This window comes from Sphingomonas sp. Leaf407 (assembly GCF_001425385.1).
GTDB lineage: Bacteria > Pseudomonadota > Alphaproteobacteria > Sphingomonadales > Sphingomonadaceae > Sphingomonas.
Genome location: NZ_LMQO01000001.1, coordinates 326,167 through 344,509 on the forward strand (window position 1 = coordinate 326,167; position 18,343 = coordinate 344,509).

The 18,343-nt window shown below is 68.3% G+C and carries 18 protein-coding genes and 1 tRNA gene; 14 read left to right on the plus strand and 5 right to left on the minus strand.

The genetic code is table 11. The features are described from left to right. Nucleotides 1-17: 17 nt before the first annotated feature. Nucleotides 18-734: a DUF4163 domain-containing protein gene (locus ASG37_RS01480; protein WP_235525119.1), complete on the plus strand. Its 717-nt coding sequence runs from the start codon at nucleotides 18-20 to the stop codon at nucleotides 732-734. Between the two features lie 320 nt (nucleotides 735-1,054). Here the strand turns inward: ASG37_RS01480 and ASG37_RS01485 are convergent, their stop codons facing one another. After that, entirely contained in the window at nucleotides 1,055-2,824 is a 1,770-nt protein-coding gene (locus tag ASG37_RS01485; protein WP_055755500.1) for a DUF885 domain-containing protein, read from the minus strand. Between the two features lie 61 nt (nucleotides 2,825-2,885). Further along, entirely contained in the window at nucleotides 2,886-3,560 is a 675-nt protein-coding gene (locus ASG37_RS01490; RefSeq protein ID WP_082447923.1) for a uracil-DNA glycosylase, read from the minus strand. Between the two features lie 22 nt (nucleotides 3,561-3,582). On the opposite strand from ASG37_RS01490, the gene folK reads away from it, so the two are divergent. The 5 genes from folK to ASG37_RS01515 all read left to right on the plus strand — a co-directional run bounded on the left by folK (nucleotide 3,583) and on the right by ASG37_RS01515 (nucleotide 6,987). Beyond that, the gene (folK, locus tag ASG37_RS01495) at nucleotides 3,583-4,059 is read left to right on the plus strand and encodes a 2-amino-4-hydroxy-6-hydroxymethyldihydropteridine diphosphokinase (protein WP_055755501.1); all 477 of its coding nucleotides are present in this window, start codon (nucleotides 3,583-3,585) and stop codon (nucleotides 4,057-4,059) included. 19 nt (nucleotides 4,060-4,078) lie between these two features. Beyond that, nucleotides 4,079-4,154 (plus strand) — tRNA-Lys (locus ASG37_RS01500). A gap of 41 nt (nucleotides 4,155-4,195) precedes the next feature. Further along, a complete protein-coding gene (locus ASG37_RS01505; RefSeq protein WP_156349007.1) occupies nucleotides 4,196-5,002 on the plus strand; it encodes a helix-turn-helix domain-containing protein in 807 nt (268 codons plus the stop codon). Between the two features lie 41 nt (nucleotides 5,003-5,043). Next, nucleotides 5,044-5,718, plus strand: a complete 675-nt coding sequence (locus ASG37_RS01510) for a phosphatase PAP2 family protein (protein WP_055755503.1) — start codon at nucleotides 5,044-5,046, stop codon at nucleotides 5,716-5,718. Nucleotides 5,719-5,781: 63 nt separating this feature from the next. Continuing rightward, the gene (locus ASG37_RS01515) at nucleotides 5,782-6,987 is read left to right on the plus strand and encodes a hypothetical protein (protein WP_156349008.1); all 1,206 of its coding nucleotides are present in this window, start codon (nucleotides 5,782-5,784) and stop codon (nucleotides 6,985-6,987) included. Nucleotides 6,988-7,008: 21 nt separating this feature from the next. On the opposite strand, the gene rnc is transcribed toward ASG37_RS01515, so the two are convergent. Both rnc and lepB read right to left on the minus strand, forming a co-directional pair. Further along, nucleotides 7,009-7,719, minus strand: coding sequence for a ribonuclease III (gene rnc / locus ASG37_RS01520; protein WP_200909687.1), 711 nt, complete (start codon nucleotides 7,717-7,719; stop codon nucleotides 7,009-7,011). Next, a complete protein-coding gene (lepB, locus tag ASG37_RS01525; RefSeq protein ID WP_156349009.1) occupies nucleotides 7,674-8,510 on the minus strand; it encodes a signal peptidase I in 837 nt (278 codons plus the stop codon). Before lepB ends, rnc begins: the two co-directional genes overlap by 46 nt. 126 nt (nucleotides 8,511-8,636) lie before the next feature. Here lepB and pgi point away from each other — a divergent pair, with 126 nt between their 5' ends. Then, the gene (gene pgi, locus ASG37_RS01530; protein WP_055757185.1) at nucleotides 8,637-10,127 is read left to right on the plus strand and encodes a glucose-6-phosphate isomerase; all 1,491 of its coding nucleotides are present in this window, start codon (nucleotides 8,637-8,639) and stop codon (nucleotides 10,125-10,127) included. After that, on the plus strand, nucleotides 10,124-11,473 hold the full coding sequence (gene gorA, locus ASG37_RS01535; RefSeq protein ID WP_055755505.1) for a glutathione-disulfide reductase: 1,350 nt from the start codon (nucleotides 10,124-10,126) through the stop codon (nucleotides 11,471-11,473). The genes pgi and gorA overlap by 4 nt, the downstream gene beginning before the upstream one ends. Nucleotides 11,474-11,630: 157 nt before the next feature. Here the strand turns inward: gorA and ASG37_RS01540 are convergent, their stop codons facing one another. Further along, complete coding sequence (locus tag ASG37_RS01540; RefSeq protein ID WP_055755506.1) at nucleotides 11,631-12,896, minus strand: dicarboxylate/amino acid:cation symporter; 1,266 nt, start codon at nucleotides 12,894-12,896, stop codon at nucleotides 11,631-11,633. Between the two features lie 71 nt (nucleotides 12,897-12,967). Between ASG37_RS01540 and glmM the strand changes: the two genes are divergently transcribed. The 6 genes from glmM to ASG37_RS01570 all read left to right on the plus strand — a co-directional run bounded on the left by glmM (nucleotide 12,968) and on the right by ASG37_RS01570 (nucleotide 18,241). Next, the gene (glmM, locus tag ASG37_RS01545) at nucleotides 12,968-14,308 is read left to right on the plus strand and encodes a phosphoglucosamine mutase (RefSeq protein ID WP_055755507.1); all 1,341 of its coding nucleotides are present in this window, start codon (nucleotides 12,968-12,970) and stop codon (nucleotides 14,306-14,308) included. Nucleotides 14,309-14,498: 190 nt separating this feature from the next. Beyond that, entirely contained in the window at nucleotides 14,499-14,684 is a 186-nt protein-coding gene (locus ASG37_RS01550) for a DUF1272 domain-containing protein (protein WP_414887741.1), read from the plus strand. Nucleotides 14,685-14,899: 215 nt separating this feature from the next. Further along, nucleotides 14,900-16,054 carry a bifunctional hydroxymethylpyrimidine kinase/phosphomethylpyrimidine kinase gene (gene thiD, locus ASG37_RS01555; RefSeq protein ID WP_055755508.1) on the plus strand — a complete coding sequence of 385 codons (1,155 nt, stop codon included), beginning with the start codon at nucleotides 14,900-14,902 and terminating at the stop codon, nucleotides 16,052-16,054. Next, the gene (locus tag ASG37_RS01560; RefSeq protein WP_055755509.1) at nucleotides 16,047-16,355 is read left to right on the plus strand and encodes a hypothetical protein; all 309 of its coding nucleotides are present in this window, start codon (nucleotides 16,047-16,049) and stop codon (nucleotides 16,353-16,355) included. The genes thiD and ASG37_RS01560 overlap by 8 nt, the downstream gene beginning before the upstream one ends. After that, nucleotides 16,348-16,941 (plus strand): ribonuclease HII, encoded by a 594-nt coding sequence (locus ASG37_RS01565; RefSeq protein WP_055755510.1) that lies wholly within the window; start codon nucleotides 16,348-16,350, stop codon nucleotides 16,939-16,941. Before ASG37_RS01560 ends, ASG37_RS01565 begins: the two co-directional genes overlap by 8 nt. 184 nt (nucleotides 16,942-17,125) lie before the next feature. Continuing rightward, complete coding sequence (locus ASG37_RS01570) at nucleotides 17,126-18,241, plus strand: site-specific DNA-methyltransferase (RefSeq protein ID WP_055755511.1); 1,116 nt, start codon at nucleotides 17,126-17,128, stop codon at nucleotides 18,239-18,241. Nucleotides 18,242-18,343 lie beyond the last annotated feature (102 nt).

The window sequence follows — 18,343 nt, forward strand, 5'->3', positions numbered from 1 at the left end:
GCCCCGGAATAGCCGTGATGCAGGAGGATCGGGCGATGCGGGTGATGACGGCGTTGGTGTTGGCGGCGGTCGCGGTTCCGGCGGTGGCACAGGGAACGGCGGACTATGACTTCAAATATAGCTATCCGGCGCAGGCGGGGAGAATCGCGCCGCTGAAGGCATGGCTGGAGGCGGACAAGGCGAAGCTGCGGACGAGTACCGCGCGCGACGCCGCCGGGGATCGGCGCGAATCGAAGCGCGGTGGCTTCCCGTTCCGCAAGCATGACGCCTCGCGCGAATGGCAGGTCGTGACCGATACGCCGCGGTTCCTCAGCCTGTCGTCGGTGAGTTACGGCTATACCGGCGGCGCGCATGGCTCGACCGCGTCGGGGAGCATGGTCTGGGACAAGAGCGTGGGGAAGCGGCTCGATCCGAAAACGGTGTTCGTGTCGAACGCGGCGTTGCAGGCGGTGGTGATGCCGGCGTGGTGCAAATGGATGCGCGCCGAGCGCGATCGTCGCGCAGGTGGGCCGATGCCGTCCGACGGCATTTTCGGCAAATGCCCGGCGGTCAAGGACGTGACGGTGCTACTGGGATCATCGAACGGTCGCGCGTTCGACCGGATCGGGGTGATCGCCGACCAATATGTCGTCGGCTCCTATGCCGAAGGCCAATATGAGACGACGGTGCCGGTGAGCACGGCGGTGCTGCGCGCGGTGAAGCCCGAGTATCGCGGGGCGTTTGCGGTTCGGTAGGCGGGCGATGCGCTGCGAAGAAAAAGGAAGGTTGGTTCGCGCGGAGGCGCGGAGGGGTTTCGCTTCTGGCGATGTCCTGCGGTAGCCAGCTACGTCGGGTTTCGCGGCGCTCTCCTCTTTGTCATTCCCGCGAAGGCGGGAATCCATAGACGCTACCGTTTCGTCTCTTTCAGGAACGTCGGCGTGTATGGATTCCCGCCTTCGCGGGAATGACGATGGGGGCCGCGGCAGGCGCTACTTCTCCGCGCCTCCGCGCCTCCGCGCGAACAAAACCTTCTTCGCGCCTTCGCGGGAACCGACCTTCCTTCTTCCCGAACCCCCTACGCGATAGGCTCCCCGAACATCAGCGCCCGCACATAGCGCACCGGCGGCGAGCCGTGCGAGATGACCGCGTCGTTGTAGCGCATCAGGTCGAACTTCGTGCCGTCGCGGCGTTCGGCGTCGCGGCGCAGGTCGATGTGTTCGCTGTAGCCGACGAAATAGCTCGGCAACTGCGTCGAGCCCAGCCGGGCGCGGGTCCATTTGCCGGCGGCCTCGCGCTCCTGCTGGAACGCGCCGCGCATCATCATGTCCATTGCGGTCGCTTCGGTGAGGCCCTCGGTATGGATGCCGATGTCGAGCAGCGCGTTGGTGATCGAACGCATCCGCATCTTGAGGACGGTCAGCTTGAACAGCGGATCGCCGTCGAGATAGTCGGCGTCGGCCATCATGCCCTCGGCATAGACCGCCCAGCCTTCGACGAACGGCCCCGACGACAGGACCGCGCGCAGGATCGACTTGTTCTCGTTGCTGTGCGCGATCTGGAGGTAGTGGCCCGGCATCGCCTCGTGGATCGACAGGTCGTGGAGCATATAGTCGTTATATTCGCGCAGGAACGAGGTGGCCTGCGCGTCGGACCAGTCGGCCGGGATCGGCGAGACGGCGTAGAAGGTGCCGAGATGCTTTTCGAGCGGCCCTGGGCTGTCGCAATAGGCGACGGCCACGCCCTGCTGGAACTTGGGCATCTCGATGATCTCGACCGGGGTGGCCGGCACGCGCACCAGCTTCTTTTCGCGGACGAAGGCGGTGGCGGTGGCCAGTGTCGCGCGCGCCTTCGCCATCACCTGGTTCCGGTTCGGGCGGCGGGCATAGGTCATTTCCAGCGCCGCCTCGATCGCCTTCTGCTGCTGCGCCGGGGTCGGGCGGGCAGGGGTGGGCGGCGCGGTGGGGCGACCGTGCAGGACGGTGCGGGCCAGCGCATACATTTCGGCCCGCGTGTCGGCGGCGGCGCGGGTGGCGCGCGTCTTGATCTCACCACGCGACAGCGGCGAGACGAGCGCGAATTTCAGCTTCTGGTCGTACAGCGCCGTCCCTAAACGGAAATCGCCCTTCGCGGCGGGGACCAGCACAGTGTCGAGCCAGCGCTGCTGTTCGGCGACCGCGCCGCGCAGCGTCGCCACCGCCCGGTCGAACCGCGCCCGGTCACTGCGCGGCAGCGTGTCCTTGTGGGGGGCGAGCATCGTGTCGACGATCTGGAGGATGCCGCCGTTCTGCTTGGCGACGGTCGTCGCGAAGATCGCGGGGACGCGCGCGGGGACGATGGTCTCGCGCATCTGCGCGTACATCGCCGGCACCTGCTCCATCCGCCGCGTGGCGGAGCGCAGCCGCTGCGGCCATGGCGCGAAGTCGCGCGCCGCCAGCGCATAGAGGCCGCCCGAAATGGTGCCATTGGCCCCCTGCGGGTCCCACGCGAAGGGTTGCAGCACTTCCAGCGTCCACAGTTGATAGCGCAGGTCGTTGTCGAGCAGCGCCGCATCGACCTGATCGTCGCGCGACAGCGTGGCGCGATCGATCCGGCCGAGCTCGTCCAGCGTCGCGCGCAGGAAGGCGGCGTCGCGGGCGCGACCGGCGGCGGACAAATCCTCGACCTCGCCGTCATGCGCATGGTTGCCGAGCGCGGTGGCATAGCCCGGATGCAGCCGCGCCATCCCGGCCAGATAGGCCGCCGAGAGCCGGGCGAAATCCCCCGCCGCCCCGCCCTGCGCCACGGCGGGCAGCGCGCGGGCGAGCGGCGCGAGCGCCATCAGCGCGACGAAATGGCGGCGGTACATCGGATTTCCCCTCAGACTGATCGGCATACGCTACCTTGCGACACCATGCGCACAAGCGGAATCATGCGCCGTCGCGCAAGTGGATCGCGCGGGCGAACACGGCGGCGAACATCTCCGGGGTCAGTCGCCCGGTGTTCTGATTGTAGCGCGAGCAGTGATAGCTATCGAGCAGCATCACCCCGCCGGGCATGCGATGTTCGGCGAGATGCGCGAACGGTGCCTTGGGCAGCCGCCCGCCCAGCACCTTCACCGCCGACTGGTGCGCGATCGCGCCCAGCGCCACCACGACCTTCAGCGACGGCATCGCCGCCAGATCGGCGTCGAGGAACGGGCGGCAGGTGCGGATTTCCTCCGGCGTCGGCTTGTTCTCGGGCGGCAGGCAGCGGACGGCGTTGACGATCGCGACGCCGCGCAACTCGGGCGCATCGGCGACCTTGCCGGTATAGCTGCCTTCGGCCAGCCCGGCACCGATCAGCGTGTCCCAGAACAGTGGCCCCGACCGGTCGCCGGTGAACGGCCGCCCGGTGCGGTTCGCGCCCTGCAATCCCGGCGCGAGGCCGACGATCGCCAGCCACGGGTCGGCATCGCCGAAGCGCGGCACCGGTGCGTTCCACCAGTCGGGGTGTTCGGTGCGCAGCGCGTCGCGGGTCGCCACGAGGCGCGGGCAGCGCGGGCAGTCGACTGGAGGGGCGATCGGGGCCGCGATCATGGGTTCGGCAGGGGTGGTGATGTCCATCGGCAGGCGATAGTCGCGGGGGATGTCGAGCTCAACCTATGCCATCGCGATCGGATCGAACCGGTGGGGCCGCCATGGCGGGCCGGTGGCGGAAGTCCGCGCGGCGGTGGCGGCGCTGGACGGGGTGCGGGCGGTCGCGCCGGTCATGGCCAGCGCGCCGCTCGGGCCGTCGCTGCGGCGGTACGCGAATACCGTCGCGATCATCGACAGCGCGCTGGGGCCGGCGGCGTTGCTCGGCGAACTCAAGGCGATCGAGCGCAGGTTCGGGCGGCGCCGCGGGCGGCGGTGGGGATCGCGGGTGATCGACCTCGACATCATCCTGTGGTCGGGCGGGTGCTGGCGCTCGCCCGGACTGGTCGTGCCGCATCTGGCGTTTCGCGAACGCACGTTCGTGCTGCGGCCGCTGGCGGCGATTGCGGCGGGCTGGCGTGATCCGGTGAGCGGGCGGAGCGTGCGACAGTTGCAGCAGATGGTTGACCACGGCCGTCGCCGCGCCTAGGGGCTGGCGCTTCGTTGATGGGCCCGTAGCTCAGTTGGTAGAGCAACGGACTTTTAATCTGTAGGTCTCGGGTTCGAATCCCGACGGGCTCACCAGCGAAATGCGACGCATTGTCCGGTGTTTGAGCCGTGACGGCATGGCGTTCCCCCGATCTCCGGCGCATGACCCGCACCCTGTTTCACGGGCGGGGGTCGATCGCACCATGTACCTCGACGAGCATTGCGGCGCGACGGTCCGGCCGCCGGTGGGCGAGCGGTGGCACCTGCCGGGCGATGCGCGCATCCTGATCCGCGTGGGCGACGCGCGGGCATGGGCGCAGGTCGGCGCGTTGCCGCCGGCACTGCTGCCCACGCTGGCGCTGGTCGGGCCGACCAGCAAGCCGCTGCGGATCATGGCCGACAGCGCGCAGGACGTGGTGGTCGTGCCGCTCGGCCCCGCCGAATGGGCGCAGGTCCTGCCGCTGTCCGCCGCCGCCGTCGCCAACCGCATCAGCCCGTTCGATCCGCTGCGCGCCGGTGCGCTGGCGCGCGACCTTTCCGCCGCCATCCGCCCGGCGATGCCCGCCGCCGAGATCGCGCGCCATGCCCGCGCCGTCCTGATCCGGCGGTGCGACGCCGCTGCGGCGCCGGGCGATCCGCTGGTTCCCCGGTTGCAGGCGGCGATCGACCGCGACGAGGCCGCCAACGCCGGACGGATCGCCGAAACCCTCGGCCTGTCGCGCGAGGCGCTGGGGCGGACGGCGCTGCGCCATTTCGGTTTTTCGACCAAGTCGCTGCTGATGCGCCGCCGCTTCCTGCGCGCGCTCGACCGGTTCCGCGAGGCGGGGCTGACCGCGGCGGCGCGCGAGGGCGGGTATCGCAGCGTGCCGCATCTGCTGCGCGATGCGCACCTGTTCCTCGGCATGACGCCGCGCCGCTATGTCGAGCAGGCGATAGCCGGATAAGCCGGTTGCGCGGGGGCGGGCGAGCGTCGACAAGCGGCGGCATGTCGCTTGCCGCCGAACCCCGCCCGTCGCGCCGTATCCCGTGGAGCATGATCGGCATTGCCGGGGGCGTGGCGGCGCTGCTGATGCTGTTCTTCCTCGCGTCGCGGGTGGTGGCGGGGGATGCGTTCGCCTTTGACGGCCGCATCCTGCTGGCGCTGCGGCGGCCGGACGGCACGCCGGTCGGGTCGGCGAAGTTCGCCTCGGCGGTGCGCGACGTGACCGCGCTCGGCGGGGCGACGGTGCTGACGATGGTGGTGATGTTCGCCGCCGCGCTGCTGGCCAGCCTGCGCCGGTGGCGCAGCGCCGCGCTGGTGATGGTCGGGACCGGGCTTGGCTGCGCGGCCAACAGCGGGCTCAAGCATCTGGTGGCGCGGACCCGCCCCGATCTGGTCCCGCATCTGATGCAGGAAACGTCGAGCAGTTTCCCGAGCGGCCATGCCGCGCATTCGGCGATCGTCTATCTGACGCTGGCGACGCTGGCGTTCCCGATCGTGCGCGGCCGGGCGACGCGGGGGGTGATCGTGGGCACGGCGGCGCTGCTGGTCGCGGCGATCGGTGCGAGCCGGGTGTATCTGGGCGTGCATTGGCCGAGCGACGTGCTGGCCGGGTGGACGTTCGGGGCGTTGTGGGCGGTGGCGTGGTGGCGGGTGGAGATTCGGGTGTTGGGGCGGTGATCGCTTAACCGATTGCTAAGCGGGGCAATGCTTCATCGTCGTACCTGTCATCACGGAGCGTCGATGTCCCTTGTGTTGTCCCGGCCCTATCAGGCCGACGAACTGTTCCGCCCGGCACCGCACGGTCCGAAGAGCGACCGTCCCGATCACATGAACCTGAGCGCGCATCGCCGCCCCGGCCGCGCGATCGACATGGCGTCGCTGCGCGGAGCGGGCGTGTACGGCCTGTTCCTAGACGGAGCGCTGTTCTACGTCGGCATCTATTCGGGTGCCAAGACCGACAGCATGGCCGGCAGCGTGCTGACGCGATGGCGGCTGCATTTGACCTATCAGACGCTGCGTTCGCCCAACGTCTGCTTCACCGCCGCCGACGTCGCCCGCATTCTCGACGATGCGCCGAATGCGCCGTTCGATGCGATCGCCGGGGCGCTGGGCGGACGCGAGGTCGATCGTGGCGCGCTCGCCGCGCAGGGGCATCCGCTGATCGAAACGACCGGGGCCAGTTGTACCTATCGCAAGGCGCGCTTCGCCGCCCGCAACTGGGACCTGCTTCGTCCGGGCCGCGAGGACGAGATGTTCGCGCGGATCAGCTTCGTCTATGCCCGGCTGGATCCGGCGGCGCTGCCCGTGGGGGTGCCGATGGACCGGGCGCACCGGCAATGGATCAAATACAAGTGGCTCGAACGGTGCGAGCGCCATCTCATCGATGCGCTCAAGCCGATATGCAACAAGGAGACTGCTGTCGGCACCGAGCAGCAGGCGACGCTCGACGACTTCCGGCGCGAACTGATCGAGGCGCTGAAGGAACCGTTGCCGCCCTATTCGTCCAAGGATGCCAGCGTGTCTGCCGATCTGGCATCGACGGAAGCACCGACCGTCGCAGCGGAGCATATCGCCGAACCCGTCGATACGGACGATAGCTGCGCACCGGGCGAAATCGCGTTCCGTGCGAGACTGGACCCGCCGGGCGAGGCGTTCCTCGACGAGCTCGATCTCATCGCTCCGGCGGGTATCGAACTCGATTACGTCGGCATCCCGCAGGCGCGTCTCTATCGCGAGCCGGGACATGCCGTCCTTGTCAAGATTACCGCCACCAGCCGAGGTGTTTTGCGGGGATATGCGCGAACCGGTGCCGGCGTGGTGCAGGCGCTGGGGTTCGCCGATCCGGTCGAAAAACCAGGCTGGACCGACTTTGCGATCGATCCGGCGATTCACCAGCCGACCGCATTGATCGCGCTGGCCGGGGCGGTGATCGGTGGGAGCGCATAGGCCGGGCGCTGCGGAAGTGGGCTAGTCGCCCAGCTCCCGCAGCAGCGCCTTGGCCGCCGCCGTCTCCGCTTCCTGTTTCGACGTACCGGTGGCCTCCGTCGCCGCCAGCTTGCCGATCGTGACGCGCACCGTGAAGCGCGGCGCGTGGCCCGGGCCGGACTTGTCGACGATGGCATATTCGGGGGGCTTGCGGTTGTGCGCCGCCGCCCATTCCTGGAGCGCCGATTTGGGGTGGCGGGGGACCCGCAATTGCGCGTCGATGCGCGCACCCCACAGCGCGCGCACCAAGCCGCGCGCCGCGTCATGGCCGTGGTCGAGGTAGAAGGCACCGATCAGCGCCTCCATCACGTCGCCCAGCACATTGTCGCTGTCGCCCGCGCCATCGTCGCGCGCCTGCTTGCCGAGTTTCAGATGGGGCACGACGCCGATCGCGCGCGCGATGTCGGCGCACACCGCACCGGTGACGAGCGCGTTGAACCGCTTGGACAACGCGCCCTCGCTCTCGCCGGGAAACCGCTCGTAGAGCCATTCGGCGACGGCGAGGCCGAGTACACGGTCGCCGAGAAATTCGAGCCGCTCATAGGTCGCGTGCGCGGTGCTGCCATGGGTCAGCGCGCGGGCATAGTCGTCGATCCGGTTGGGCGCGCGGCCGAGCGCGCGGGCCACCCAGTCTGCCAGCGGCTCGCTCAGAAGCCTTCCCCGATCCGGCTCCAGCGCGCGGCGCTCACCCATGTCCATGGCAGCAGCCAGTTGGCCGATCCGTCGGTCGAGAAGAAGTTCACCACTGCCTTGCCCTCGATATTCTCGAGGGGCACGATGCCGATGCCGCCGCCTTCGCGCGCCGGGAAGCGGCTGTCGGCGCTGTCGTCGCGGTTGTCGCCCATCAGGAAGGCGTGGCCGGCGGGCACGGTGAACACGCCGGTATCGTCGGCCTCGGTCGTGCCGAGATCGAGGACGTTGTAGCTCTTACCGCCGGGCAGCGTCTCGCGGAACTGCGGATAGGCGCAGGCGGGTGCCTGCGCGACCACGCGCTGGAATTCATAGCCGCAGCCGGTGTTGGGCGAGACGGGCACGACGAAGTCGGCGATCCGCTGCTTGGGGACGGCGGTGCCGTTCAGGAACAACTGGCCGCCGCGCATCTGCACCGTGTCGCCGGGCAGGCCGATGACGCGCTTGATATAATCCTGTTTCGCGGTCGGCGGTGCCTTGAACACCACCACGTCGCCGCGCGCGGGCGTGCTGGCCATGATCCGCCCGGGGATCAGCGGCAGGCTCCACGGTAGCGAATGGCGCGAATAGCCGTAGTTCCATTTGGTGATGAACAGATAGTCGCCGATCAGCAGGCGCGGCTGCATCGACCCCGACGGGATCGAGAAGGGCGAGAACAGGAACGAGCGGATCACGAACACCACGATCGCGAGCTTCAGCAGGAACAGCAGCAGATCCGCCGTTTCCGACCGTTTCGGCTTGGGCGCGGGGGATGCGGCGGGCGCGGGAGTCGCGGGGGCGGGATCGAGAGCCATGGAGCGTGCCATGCTAGGGCGGGGGCGGGGCGTCAAGCGGATCGCATCGGCACTGGACCTGTACGGACACGCATCCTAGGGCTGCGGCATCCTATTCCCAAGCGACGAACGAGGCACGACATGGCGATGCAGGACTGGTCCGCGATCGAGAATCTTCCGCAAACCCGGCTGACCGATCTGTTCGCGAACGATCCCGACCGGCTCGCCAAGCTGAGCGTCGACGTCGGCGGCATCCATTTCGATTTCGCCAAGACGCATCTCGACGATGCCGCGGTGGACGCCTTCACCGGGCTAGCCGCGACGATGGAACTGGCCGCCAAGCGCGAGGCGTTGTTTTCGGGGCAGGTCATCAACGTGACCGAGGGGCGCGCGGCGACCCACACCGCCGAGCGTGGCGAGGGATCGGCCGAGGACGTGGCGCAGGCGCGTGGCTTCCAGACGCGGATGCGGCAGGTGATCGACGCGATCGAGGCCGAGGCGTTCGGCCCGGTGCGCCACATCCTGCACGTCGGCATCGGCGGATCGGCGCTGGGGCCGGACCTGATCTTTGACGCGCTGGGCCGTGACGAGGACCGCTATGACGTAGCGATCGTGTCGAACGTCGACGGCGTGGCGATGGAGGAGGCGCTGAAAGGCTTCGATCCCGCCGCGACGCTGCTCGTCATCGCCTCCAAGACGTTCACCACGACCGAGACGATATTGAACGCCACGTCGGCGCTGGCGTGGATGAGCGAGGGCGGGGTCGAGGACCCGTACGGCCGCGTCATCGCGCTGACCGCCGCGCCCGACAAGGCGGTGGAATGGGGCGTCGACGAGACGCGCGTGCTGCCGTTCGCCGAGAGCGTCGGCGGGCGCTATTCGCTGTGGTCGTCGATCGGCTTTCCGTTCGCGCTGGCGCTGGGCTTTTCGGCCTATGAGGAATTGCTGGAGGGCGCGGCCGAAATGGACCGGCATTTCCGGCTCGCCGACCTGAAGGAAAACGCGCCGGTGCTCGCCGCCTTCGCCGACCTGTATTATGCGCAGGTCGTCGGGTGCGAGACGCGGGCGACCTTCGCCTATGACGAGCGGTTGCGCCTGCTGCCGTCGTATCTCCAGCAGCTTGAGATGGAATCGAATGGCAAGTCGGTGACGGCGGCGGGCGAGCCGCTGGGGCGCCATTCGGCGGCGATCACCTGGGGTGGCGTGGGCACCGACGCCCAGCATGCGGTGTTCCAGTTGCTGCACCAGGGAACGCGGATCGTGCCGCTGGAATTCGTCGCGGTGGTGGAGGCGGGCGACACGCTCGACCCGGCGCATCACCGGCAGTTGCTGCTCAATGCCTTTGCGCAGGGCGCGGCGTTGATGGCGGGCAAGGCGAACGACGATCCGGCGCGCGCCTATGCCGGCGACCGGCCGTCGTCGACACTGCTGTTGCAGGACCTCGATGCGCGGACGCTGGGCGCGCTGATCGCGTTCTACGAAGCGCGGACGTTCGTGAACGCGGCGCTGATCGGGATCAACCCGTTCGACCAGTTCGGCGTCGAGCTTGGAAAAGAAATGGCCAAGGCAGCCGATCGCGGCGGCCAGACGTTCGATGCGTCGACCAACGATCTTCTGGCACGGGCGGGACTTGCATGAGCGACTATGACTACGACCTGTTCGTCATCGGGGCGGGATCGGGCGGCACCCGTGCCGCGCGCGTCTCCGCCGCCTATGGCGCGAAGGTCGCGGTGGCCGAGGAATATCGCGTCGGCGGCACCTGCGTGATCCGGGGCTGCGTGCCCAAAAAGCTGCTGGTGTACGGCGCGCATTTCGCCGAGGATCTGCGCGATGCCAATGCGTTCGGCTGGGACGTGCCGGCGCAGTGCCATTTCAGTTGGGAGCGGCTGCGCGACAATGTGCTGGCCGAGGTCGACCGGATCAACGGCGCGTACACCGCGACGCTGGAGAACCACGGCGTCGACATCCTGCACGAACGCGCGACCGTCACCGGTCCGCATTCGGTGAAGCTGGCGGGCGGGCGCGAGATCACCGCCGAGCGCATCCTGATCGCCACGGGGGCGACGCCGGCGGTGCCGTCGTGCCCCGGTGCCGAACACGGCATCACCTCGAACGAGGCGTTCCATCTGGATGCGATCCCCAAGCGTATCCTGATCGCCGGCGCGGGCTATATCGCCAACGAGTTCGCCGGGGTGTTTCACCAGCTTGGCGCGCATGTGGTCCTCATCAACCGCAGCGACGTGATCCTGCGCGGCTATGACGAATCGATCCGCGACCGGTTGCTCCAGATTTCGATGACCAAGGGCATCGAGTTCCGCTTCCATGCCGAGTTCGAGGGGATCGAGAAGGGTGACGACGGTTGCCTGACCGTCAGGATGTCGAACCACGAACCCGTTACCGTCGACATGGTAATGTTCGCCACCGGCCGCGTGCCCAATACCGACGGGCTGGGGCTGGAATCCGCCGGCGTCGTGCTGGACGACAAGGGCGCGGTGCAGGTCGACGACAAGGCGCAGACGGCGTGCCCGTCGATCTATGCGGTCGGCGACGTCACCAACCGGGTGCAACTCACCCCGGTCGCGATCCGCGAGGGGCAGGCGTTCGCCGACCGCACCTATGGCGGCAAGGACGTGACCGTCGATTACGTCAACATCCCCTCGGCGGTGTTCAGCCATCCGCCGATGGCAGGCGTCGGCATGACCGAGGGCGAGGCCAAGTCGAAGCTCGGGTCGGTCAAGGTGTACCTCTCCGACTTCCGCCCGATGAAGAACGTGCTGGCGGGTCGCAACGAACGCGCGCTGTACAAGATGATCTGCGACGACGTGTCGGGCAAGATCGTCGGGCTGCACATGATCGGGCCGGATGCGCCCGAGATATTGCAGGCGGCGGCGATCGCGGTGAAGGCCGGGCTGACCAAGGATGCCTTCGACGAAACGGTCGCGCTGCACCCGACGATGGCGGAAGAACTGGTGTTGATGAACTAGGGGCGGGAAACGTCATCCCGGTCTTCGTAACCTGCTCCCCTCCCTGAGAAGGGAGGGGCTGGGGGTGGGTAGGTCTGGGGCGGACGCTGTCGTTCCCTCGCGGGCCGACCCACCCCCGACCCCTCCCTTGTCAGGGAGGGAGGAAGGCGTGCGCCCGTCACCCTTCCGCCAGAATCGCATCGGCCTCGCTCATCCGATCGCCGCCGACGCGCTCGCCGATCGTTGCCGTCACCGCGACGTTCATCGTCACGTTGCCGAGCGTGCGCACGATGTCGGGCAGCGTTTCCACCGCGACGAGCAGCGCCAGCGGTTCGACCGGTACGCCCATCGCCACGGCGATCGGCGCGATCGAGGAGACGAAGCTGATCTGGCCTGGCAGGCTGGCCGCGCCCATCGTGGTGATCGCGCCCGCCGCGATCCCCGCCGCGATCTGCCCCGCGCCCAGCGGCACGCCGAACACATGCGCGACATAGAGCGCGACGCCGACGTTCATCGCCGGACCCGTCGCGCGGAACAGCGCCACCGCCATCGGCAGCACCACGCCCGACGTTGCCACCGGCACGCCGAGGTCGCCCGCGCCCTTGAGCATCGCCGGCAGCGAGGCGAGCGACGACTGGGTCGAGATCGCGACCGCCTGTGCCGGGGTCGTGCCCTTCAGGAAGCGCGCGATCGAGATCCGGCCGCCGAATCGCGCCAGAGGATAGGCGAGCAGCCAGATCGTCAGCCCCACGCTCATCAGGATCAGGACGTAATGGATCAGCGCGCCGAACGCTGCTGTGCCGGCGCGCGCGCCGACGACATAGCCGAGCGCGAACACGCCGATCGGCCCCAGCCACAAGACCCAGTTGATGACGATCAGCATCGTGTCGGCGATCGCCTGAAACAGCCGCACCAGCACGCCGCGATGGTCCTGCGGCAAGCGGGTGAGCGCGAAGGCGAAGACGAGGGTGAACAGGATCAGCGGCAGGAACTGGTCGTTCGCCGCCGCCGATACCGGATTGGTCGGCACGATCGCGACGAGGAAGTCGGTGAACGGCGGCACCTTGTCGACCGGCGCGGCGCTGCCGAAGGTCGCGCGCAGCGCCTGCGCGGCGGTATCGCCCAGCGGAAACAGGTCGAGCAGCGACAGGGTGACGAGCGCGCCCAGCGCCGACGAGGTCCACAGGATGACGACGAACAGCAGCAGCGAGCGCGTGGCGATCCGCCCGGCGCGCGCCGCCTCCGCCGTCTGTGCCACGCCGGTGACGAGCAGCGCCACCACCAGCGGGACGATCGTCATCCTGAGGGCATTGAGCCATGCGGTGCCGACCGGTTCGGCGACGGCGATGCCCGATACCGCCGTGTCCGGCGCCTGCGCCGCCAGCACGATGCCCAGCGCCAGCCCCGCGCCCAGTCCGCCCAAAATTCGTGTCGCCTGCGACATGCTCGCCCTTTTAACAAAGTGGCGGTAGTAGCGTCGCCACGCAAAGGCTCAACCTGAAGGCGTATGGCACGATGGCAAGGAAATATTTCGGCACCGACGGCATTCGCGGGCTGACCAACACCCGGCCGATGACGGCGGAGATGGCGATGCGGATCGGCATGGCCGCCGGCGCGCATTTCCGGCGCGGCGATCACCGCCACCGGGTGGTGATCGGCAAGGACACCCGGCTGTCGGGCTATATGCTCGAAAACGCGATGGTCGCGGGGTTCACCTCGGTCGGCATGGACGTGGTGCTGGTCGGCCCGATGCCGACCCCGGCGGTGGCGATGCTGACCCAGTCGATGCGCGCCGACCTGGGCGTGATGATCTCCGCCAGCCACAATCCGTTCTTCGACAACGGCATCAAATTGTTCGGGCCGGACGGCTACAAGCTGTCCGACGAGGCCGAACTGGCGATCGAGGCGCTGATCGAGAGCGAGATCGAACTTTCGGCGCCGGGCGACATCGGCCGCGCCAAGCGGATCGAAGATGCGCGCGGCCGGTATATCCACTTCGCCAAATCGACCTTCCCCAGCGACATGCGGCTCGACGGGGTGAAGCTGGTGCTCGATTGTGCCAATGGCGCGGCGTACAACGTCGCGCCCTCCGCGCTGTGGGAACTGGGCGCGGAGGTTGTCGCGATCGGCGTGTCGCCCAACGGCAAGAACATCAACGACCGCGTCGGCTCCACCGCGCCGCAGACGTTGTCGGAGACGGTCGTCGCGTCGGGCGCGCAGATCGGCATCGCGCTGGATGGCGACGCCGACCGGCTGATCGTGGTCGATGAACAGGGCAAGGTGATCGACGGCGACCAGTTGATGGCGACGATCGCCGCCGGCTGGGCGCGCGCCGGGCGGCTGAAGGGCGGCGGGCTCGTCGCGACCGTCATGTCGAACCTCGGCCTCGAACGGCATCTATCGGCACAGGGGCTGGGGCTGGTGCGCACCGCCGTGGGCGACCGCCACGTCCTCGAAAAGATGCGCAGCTCGGGCTACAATGTCGGCGGCGAACAGTCGGGACATATCATCCTGTCCGACTATGCGACCACCGGCGACGGGCTGGTCGCGGCGTTGCAGGTACTGGCCGAGATCAAGCGCGCGGGCGCGCCGGCGAGCGAGGTGCTCCACCGCTTCGATCCGCTGCCGCAACTGCTCAAGAACGTGCGGTTTTCGGGCGGCAAGCCGCTCGACGATCCGCGCGTGCGCGATGTGGTGGCGGGCGTCGAGGCCGAACTGGCCGGCCGCGGGCGGCTGGTGCTGCGGCCGTCGGGCACCGAACCGGTGATCCGGGTGATGGCCGAGGGCGACGACGCGCGCCATGTCGAGGCGGTGGTCGACCGCATCTGCGACGCGGTGCGGCAGGTCGCTGCCTGAAACCGATCGACACGCAACGGGGCGCTCGGCCACTCCCCTGCCTGGAAGGGAGGGGGCGGGGGTGGGTTGGCCCGTTGTCGAACGCTTGCCTTCCCGCGCGGGCCGACCCACCCCCAGCCCCTCCCTTCCAGGGAGGGGAGCAATGTTGCTGGCTTTGCACCTGAATATCGATTGGACCCAAATGCTAGACATGAAGCCGGCATGCGAGCGGTGCGACACGCCGCTCGCGCCCCATGCGCACGGGGCGTTCATCTGTTCGTTCGAGGATACGTTCTGCGCCGATTGCGCCGACGAACTGGACGAGGTGTGCCCCAAGTGTCGCGGCGAGCTGGTCGACCGGCCGGCGCGGCCAAAAAAGGCAAGCGGCGCGCGTTGAGTTTCGCGACGGTGAGCCAGCGGATTCAGGCGCACGACCACCCGAAGTGACGACGCAAGGTTCCGCTGGCTCATGACCGATATAGCGTGCTGACCGCTTCTTGTAAGTCCCGGCTTTGCAGGGGCGTGGAAGTCCGCGTCGATCCGCTCGATTCTGTCCGCCAGCCGAAAAAGGGGTAGCTTGATCGCCGCGCGCGGGATGCTAACGCAGCGGTCATGACCACTCCCCGTATCCTCATCGTCGCCGGGTCCGATTCCGGCGGCGGCGCCGGCATCCAGGCCGACATCAAGACCGCGACGATGCTGGGCTGCCATGCGATGACCGCGATCACCGCCGTCACCGCGCAGAACACGCTGGGCGTCGATGCGGTGCATGCCGTGCCGGTCGACATCGTTATCGCGCAGATCGACGCGGTGGTGCGCGACATCGGCGTCGATGCGATCAAGATCGGCATGATCGGATCGGCGCGGACCGCGCATGCCGTGGCCGACAAGCTGGCCGAACTGCCGGGCGTGCCGATCGTGTTCGATCCGGTGATGATAGCGTCGAGCGGCGCGCGGCTGGCCGACGAGGCGACGATCGCCGCGTTCGACCGGCTAATGGCGCTGGCCACCGTCACCACCCCCAATCTTCCCGAGGCGAAGGCGCTGGGCGGGGTGGCCGCGATGCTGGGCAAGGCGCGCGCGGTGCTGGAAAAGGGCGGGCACGGCGAGGGCGAGGTGGTGATCGACCGGCTGCACCAGTCGGGCAGCGGCGCACCGCCGGTGATCGAATGGTCCGGTCCGCGCATCGACGGCATGGCGACGCATGGCACCGGCTGCACCCTGTCCACGGGAATCGCCTGCGAACTGGCCAAGGAATGGATGCTGCCCGAGGCGATCGGCCGCGCGCGCGACTTCGTGCGGATCTCGATGCTCGGCGCCAACGAACTGGGGCGCGGCGCGGGGCCGATGGCGCAGCAGGGCGTGCGGCTCGACCTCAACCAGTCGCGCTGGTCGCCGATGCTCAATCAGGTGACGGTGCCCGCCGACGACGTGGCGGCCAGCGAGCATTTCTACCGGTTGCTGGGGTTGAAGCAGATCGTCCGCTCCAGCCGCCGCTATGCCCGGTTCGAGACCGAGGGCGGCGCTACCTTCTCGATCGAGATGACCGAGGAACGCAAACGCCCGCTGGTGTTCTTCGAGGTCGGCGATCTGGGCGTGATCGTGCCGTTCCTCAAAGGGCAGGGGCTGTCGTTCACCCAGGAACCGGTTGACCGCCCATGGGGCTGGCGCGAGGCGCGGCTGCTCGACCCGGCGGGCAACGAGGTCTGTCTGTATCAGGCGGGCGAGATGCGCCGCTTCCCGCCGTGGCGGATCGGCGGTGGCTGAACTGGCGACGTTGTTCCGCTGGCGCGTGGCGAATGCAGTGCGCGTTGCGTTCGAGGCCGACTGGCGGATCATTACCGAGGCGCTACTGGAGCAAGGGTCGTCCGGATCGGCATTGTTCGATGCCGGCGACGGGGTCCTGTGCGCCTTGGCCCGCTGGCCGGATACGGCGACCCGCGACCGCGCGTTCGCGGTGTTGGCGGACGACCCTCGCGTCGCGGCATTGCGGCGGCACGATGCCGAGCCGCTCGAACGGCGTGACATGACGTTGATCGCCGATCTGTGGAAGTTACCCGATGCCTGATTTCGCGCATGAGGCCCGCCATGCCGGACTGGTGGCGGGTGTGGACGAGGCGGGGCGCGGGCCGCTGGCCGGGCCGGTGGTCGCGGCGGCGGTGATCCTCGATCCGGCGGACGTGCCGGAGGGGCTGGACGATTCCAAGGCGTTGTCGGCGAAGCGGCGGGCGGTGCTGCATGCGCGGTTGATGGAATGCGCGCAGGTCGGCGTCGGCGTGGCGAGCGTTGAGGAGATCGACCAACTCAACATCCTGTGGGCAAGCATGCTGGCGATGGAGCGCGCGGTCGCGGCACTTGATGTCGTGCCGGCGATGGTGCTGGTCGATGGCAATCGCTGTCCGAAGTGGCGCTATCCGAGCTTCGCGATCGTGCGCGGCGATGCGCTGAGCCTGTCGATTGCCGCCGCGTCGATCGTCGCCAAGGAGACGCGCGACGCGATGATGGTCGCCGCCGATGCCGAATATCCCGGCTATGGCTGGGCCTCGAACAAGGGGTATGGCGCAAAGGTGCATCTGGCCGGATTGCGCGCGCTGGGCGTCACGCCGCTACACCGGCGCAGCTTCGCGCCGGTCGCGCAGGCGTTGCTGCTGTAGATTTGCGACGAACCGTTTTTTACCAGATGTTGAGTCCGCCGGCACACGACAGACTCCATATGTGGCCGGAAGCGACTCGATTCGGCGCGGGAACGAATCGCTTCGACCACAAGAGTCAACCCCACCCCCTTGACCGCGACTCGCGGATTGGCCGAAATAGCGGGCTGCAAGGGGAAGAAATACGATGGTCGCGACGAAAATCCGGGTGCGGGAGCCAAAGACGGTCAGCCTGCCGCTCGACCGGATCCTGATGGACGACTGCATCGCCGCGATGCAGTCGCTGCCGGCGAAGTCGATCGACTGTATCTTCGCCGATCCGCCCTATAACCTGCAACTGGGCGGCGACCTGCTGCGCCCTGATGGCAGTCAGGTCGACGCGGTCAACGACGACTGGGACAAATTCGACAGCTTCGCCGCCTATGACGCCTTCACCAAGGCGTGGCTGGCCGAGGCGCGACGCATCCTGAAGCCCGACGGCACGATCTGGGTCATCGGCAGCTATCACAACATCTACCGTGTCGGGTCGATCATCCAGGACAAGGGCTTCTGGATTCTCAACGACATCGTGTGGCGCAAGTCGAACCCGATGCCCAATTTCAAGGGCACGCGCTTCACCAACGCGCATGAAACGATGATCTGGGCGTCGATGGGCGAGAAGGCGCGTTACACCTTCAACTATCGCCAGATGAAGACGCTGAACGACGAATTGCAGATGCGATCGGACTGGGAATTCCCGATCTGCGGCGGGCCGGAGCGGCTGCGCAAGGACGGGACCAAGGTCCACCCGACGCAAAAGCCCGAGGCGCTGCTGTACCGCGTGCTGCTGGCGTCGACCAAGCCCGGCGACGTGGTGCTCGACCCGTTCTTCGGCACCGGCACCACCGGCGCGGTCGCCAAGCGGCTGGGGCGGCGCTTCATCGGCATCGAACGCGATGCGGGCTATGTCGAGGCGGCGACGGCGCGGATCGAGGCGGCGCTGCCGCTCGACGAATCGGCGATCCGCGCGATGCGCGCGCCGACGAAGCCGCCGCGCGTCGCCTTCGGCGTGCTGGTGGAGAACGGCCTCGTGCCGCCGGGTACGGTGCTGACCGATGCGAAGCGCCGCTGGCGGGCGAGCGTGCTGGCCGATGGATCGCTGCTGTCGGAGTGCGGCATGGCCGGATCGATCCACAAGCTGGGATCGGGGTTGCAGGGTGCGCCGACGTGCAACGGCTGGACCTTCTGGCATGTCGCGGGCGCGGGCAAGCTCGCGCCGATCGATACGTTGCGGCAACAGTGGCTGCTCGCGACGCAGCCGTAACCGGGGGCGTTCAGCTCGACACTTCGTCATTCCCGCGCAGGCGGGAATCCATAAACGTGACGGTTGCGAATCCAACACGAACGTCGGCGGATATGGATTCCC

What these genes read in the sequence shown, in the direction of transcription:
- ASG37_RS01550 (WP_414887741.1), top strand. Translation starts at nt 14,499, where the DNA reads ATGAAGCCGGCATGCGAGCGGTGCGACACGCCGCTCGCGCCCCATGCG.
- ASG37_RS01515 (WP_156349008.1), top strand. Translation starts at nt 5,782, where the DNA reads ATGTCCCTTGTGTTGTCCCGGCCCTATCAGGCCGACGAACTGTTCCGC.
- thiD (WP_055755508.1), top strand. Translation starts at nt 14,900, where the DNA reads ATGACCACTCCCCGTATCCTCATCGTCGCCGGGTCCGATTCCGGCGGC.
- ASG37_RS01480 (WP_235525119.1), top strand. Translation starts at nt 18, where the DNA reads ATGCAGGAGGATCGGGCGATGCGGGTGATGACGGCGTTGGTGTTGGCG.
- ASG37_RS01540 (WP_055755506.1), bottom strand. Translation starts at nt 12,896, where the DNA reads ATGTCGCAGGCGACACGAATTTTGGGCGGACTGGGCGCGGGGCTGGCG.
- folK (WP_055755501.1), top strand. Translation starts at nt 3,583, where the DNA reads ATGTCGAGCTCAACCTATGCCATCGCGATCGGATCGAACCGGTGGGGC.
- ASG37_RS01485 (WP_055755500.1), bottom strand. Translation starts at nt 2,824, where the DNA reads ATGTACCGCCGCCATTTCGTCGCGCTGATGGCGCTCGCGCCGCTCGCC.
- ASG37_RS01570 (WP_055755511.1), top strand. Translation starts at nt 17,126, where the DNA reads ATGGTCGCGACGAAAATCCGGGTGCGGGAGCCAAAGACGGTCAGCCTG.
- gorA (WP_055755505.1), top strand. Translation starts at nt 10,124, where the DNA reads ATGAGCGACTATGACTACGACCTGTTCGTCATCGGGGCGGGATCGGGC.
- glmM (WP_055755507.1), top strand. Translation starts at nt 12,968, where the DNA reads ATGGCAAGGAAATATTTCGGCACCGACGGCATTCGCGGGCTGACCAAC.
- ASG37_RS01505 (WP_156349007.1), top strand. Translation starts at nt 4,196, where the DNA reads ATGGCGTTCCCCCGATCTCCGGCGCATGACCCGCACCCTGTTTCACGG.
- lepB (WP_156349009.1), bottom strand. Translation starts at nt 8,510, where the DNA reads ATGGCTCTCGATCCCGCCCCCGCGACTCCCGCGCCCGCCGCATCCCCC.
- ASG37_RS01510 (WP_055755503.1), top strand. Translation starts at nt 5,044, where the DNA reads ATGTCGCTTGCCGCCGAACCCCGCCCGTCGCGCCGTATCCCGTGGAGC.
- pgi (WP_055757185.1), top strand. Translation starts at nt 8,637, where the DNA reads ATGCAGGACTGGTCCGCGATCGAGAATCTTCCGCAAACCCGGCTGACC.
- ASG37_RS01565 (WP_055755510.1), top strand. Translation starts at nt 16,348, where the DNA reads ATGCCTGATTTCGCGCATGAGGCCCGCCATGCCGGACTGGTGGCGGGT.
- rnc (WP_200909687.1), bottom strand. Translation starts at nt 7,719, where the DNA reads ATGGGTGAGCGCCGCGCGCTGGAGCCGGATCGGGGAAGGCTTCTGAGC.
- ASG37_RS01490 (WP_082447923.1), bottom strand. Translation starts at nt 3,560, where the DNA reads ATGGACATCACCACCCCTGCCGAACCCATGATCGCGGCCCCGATCGCC.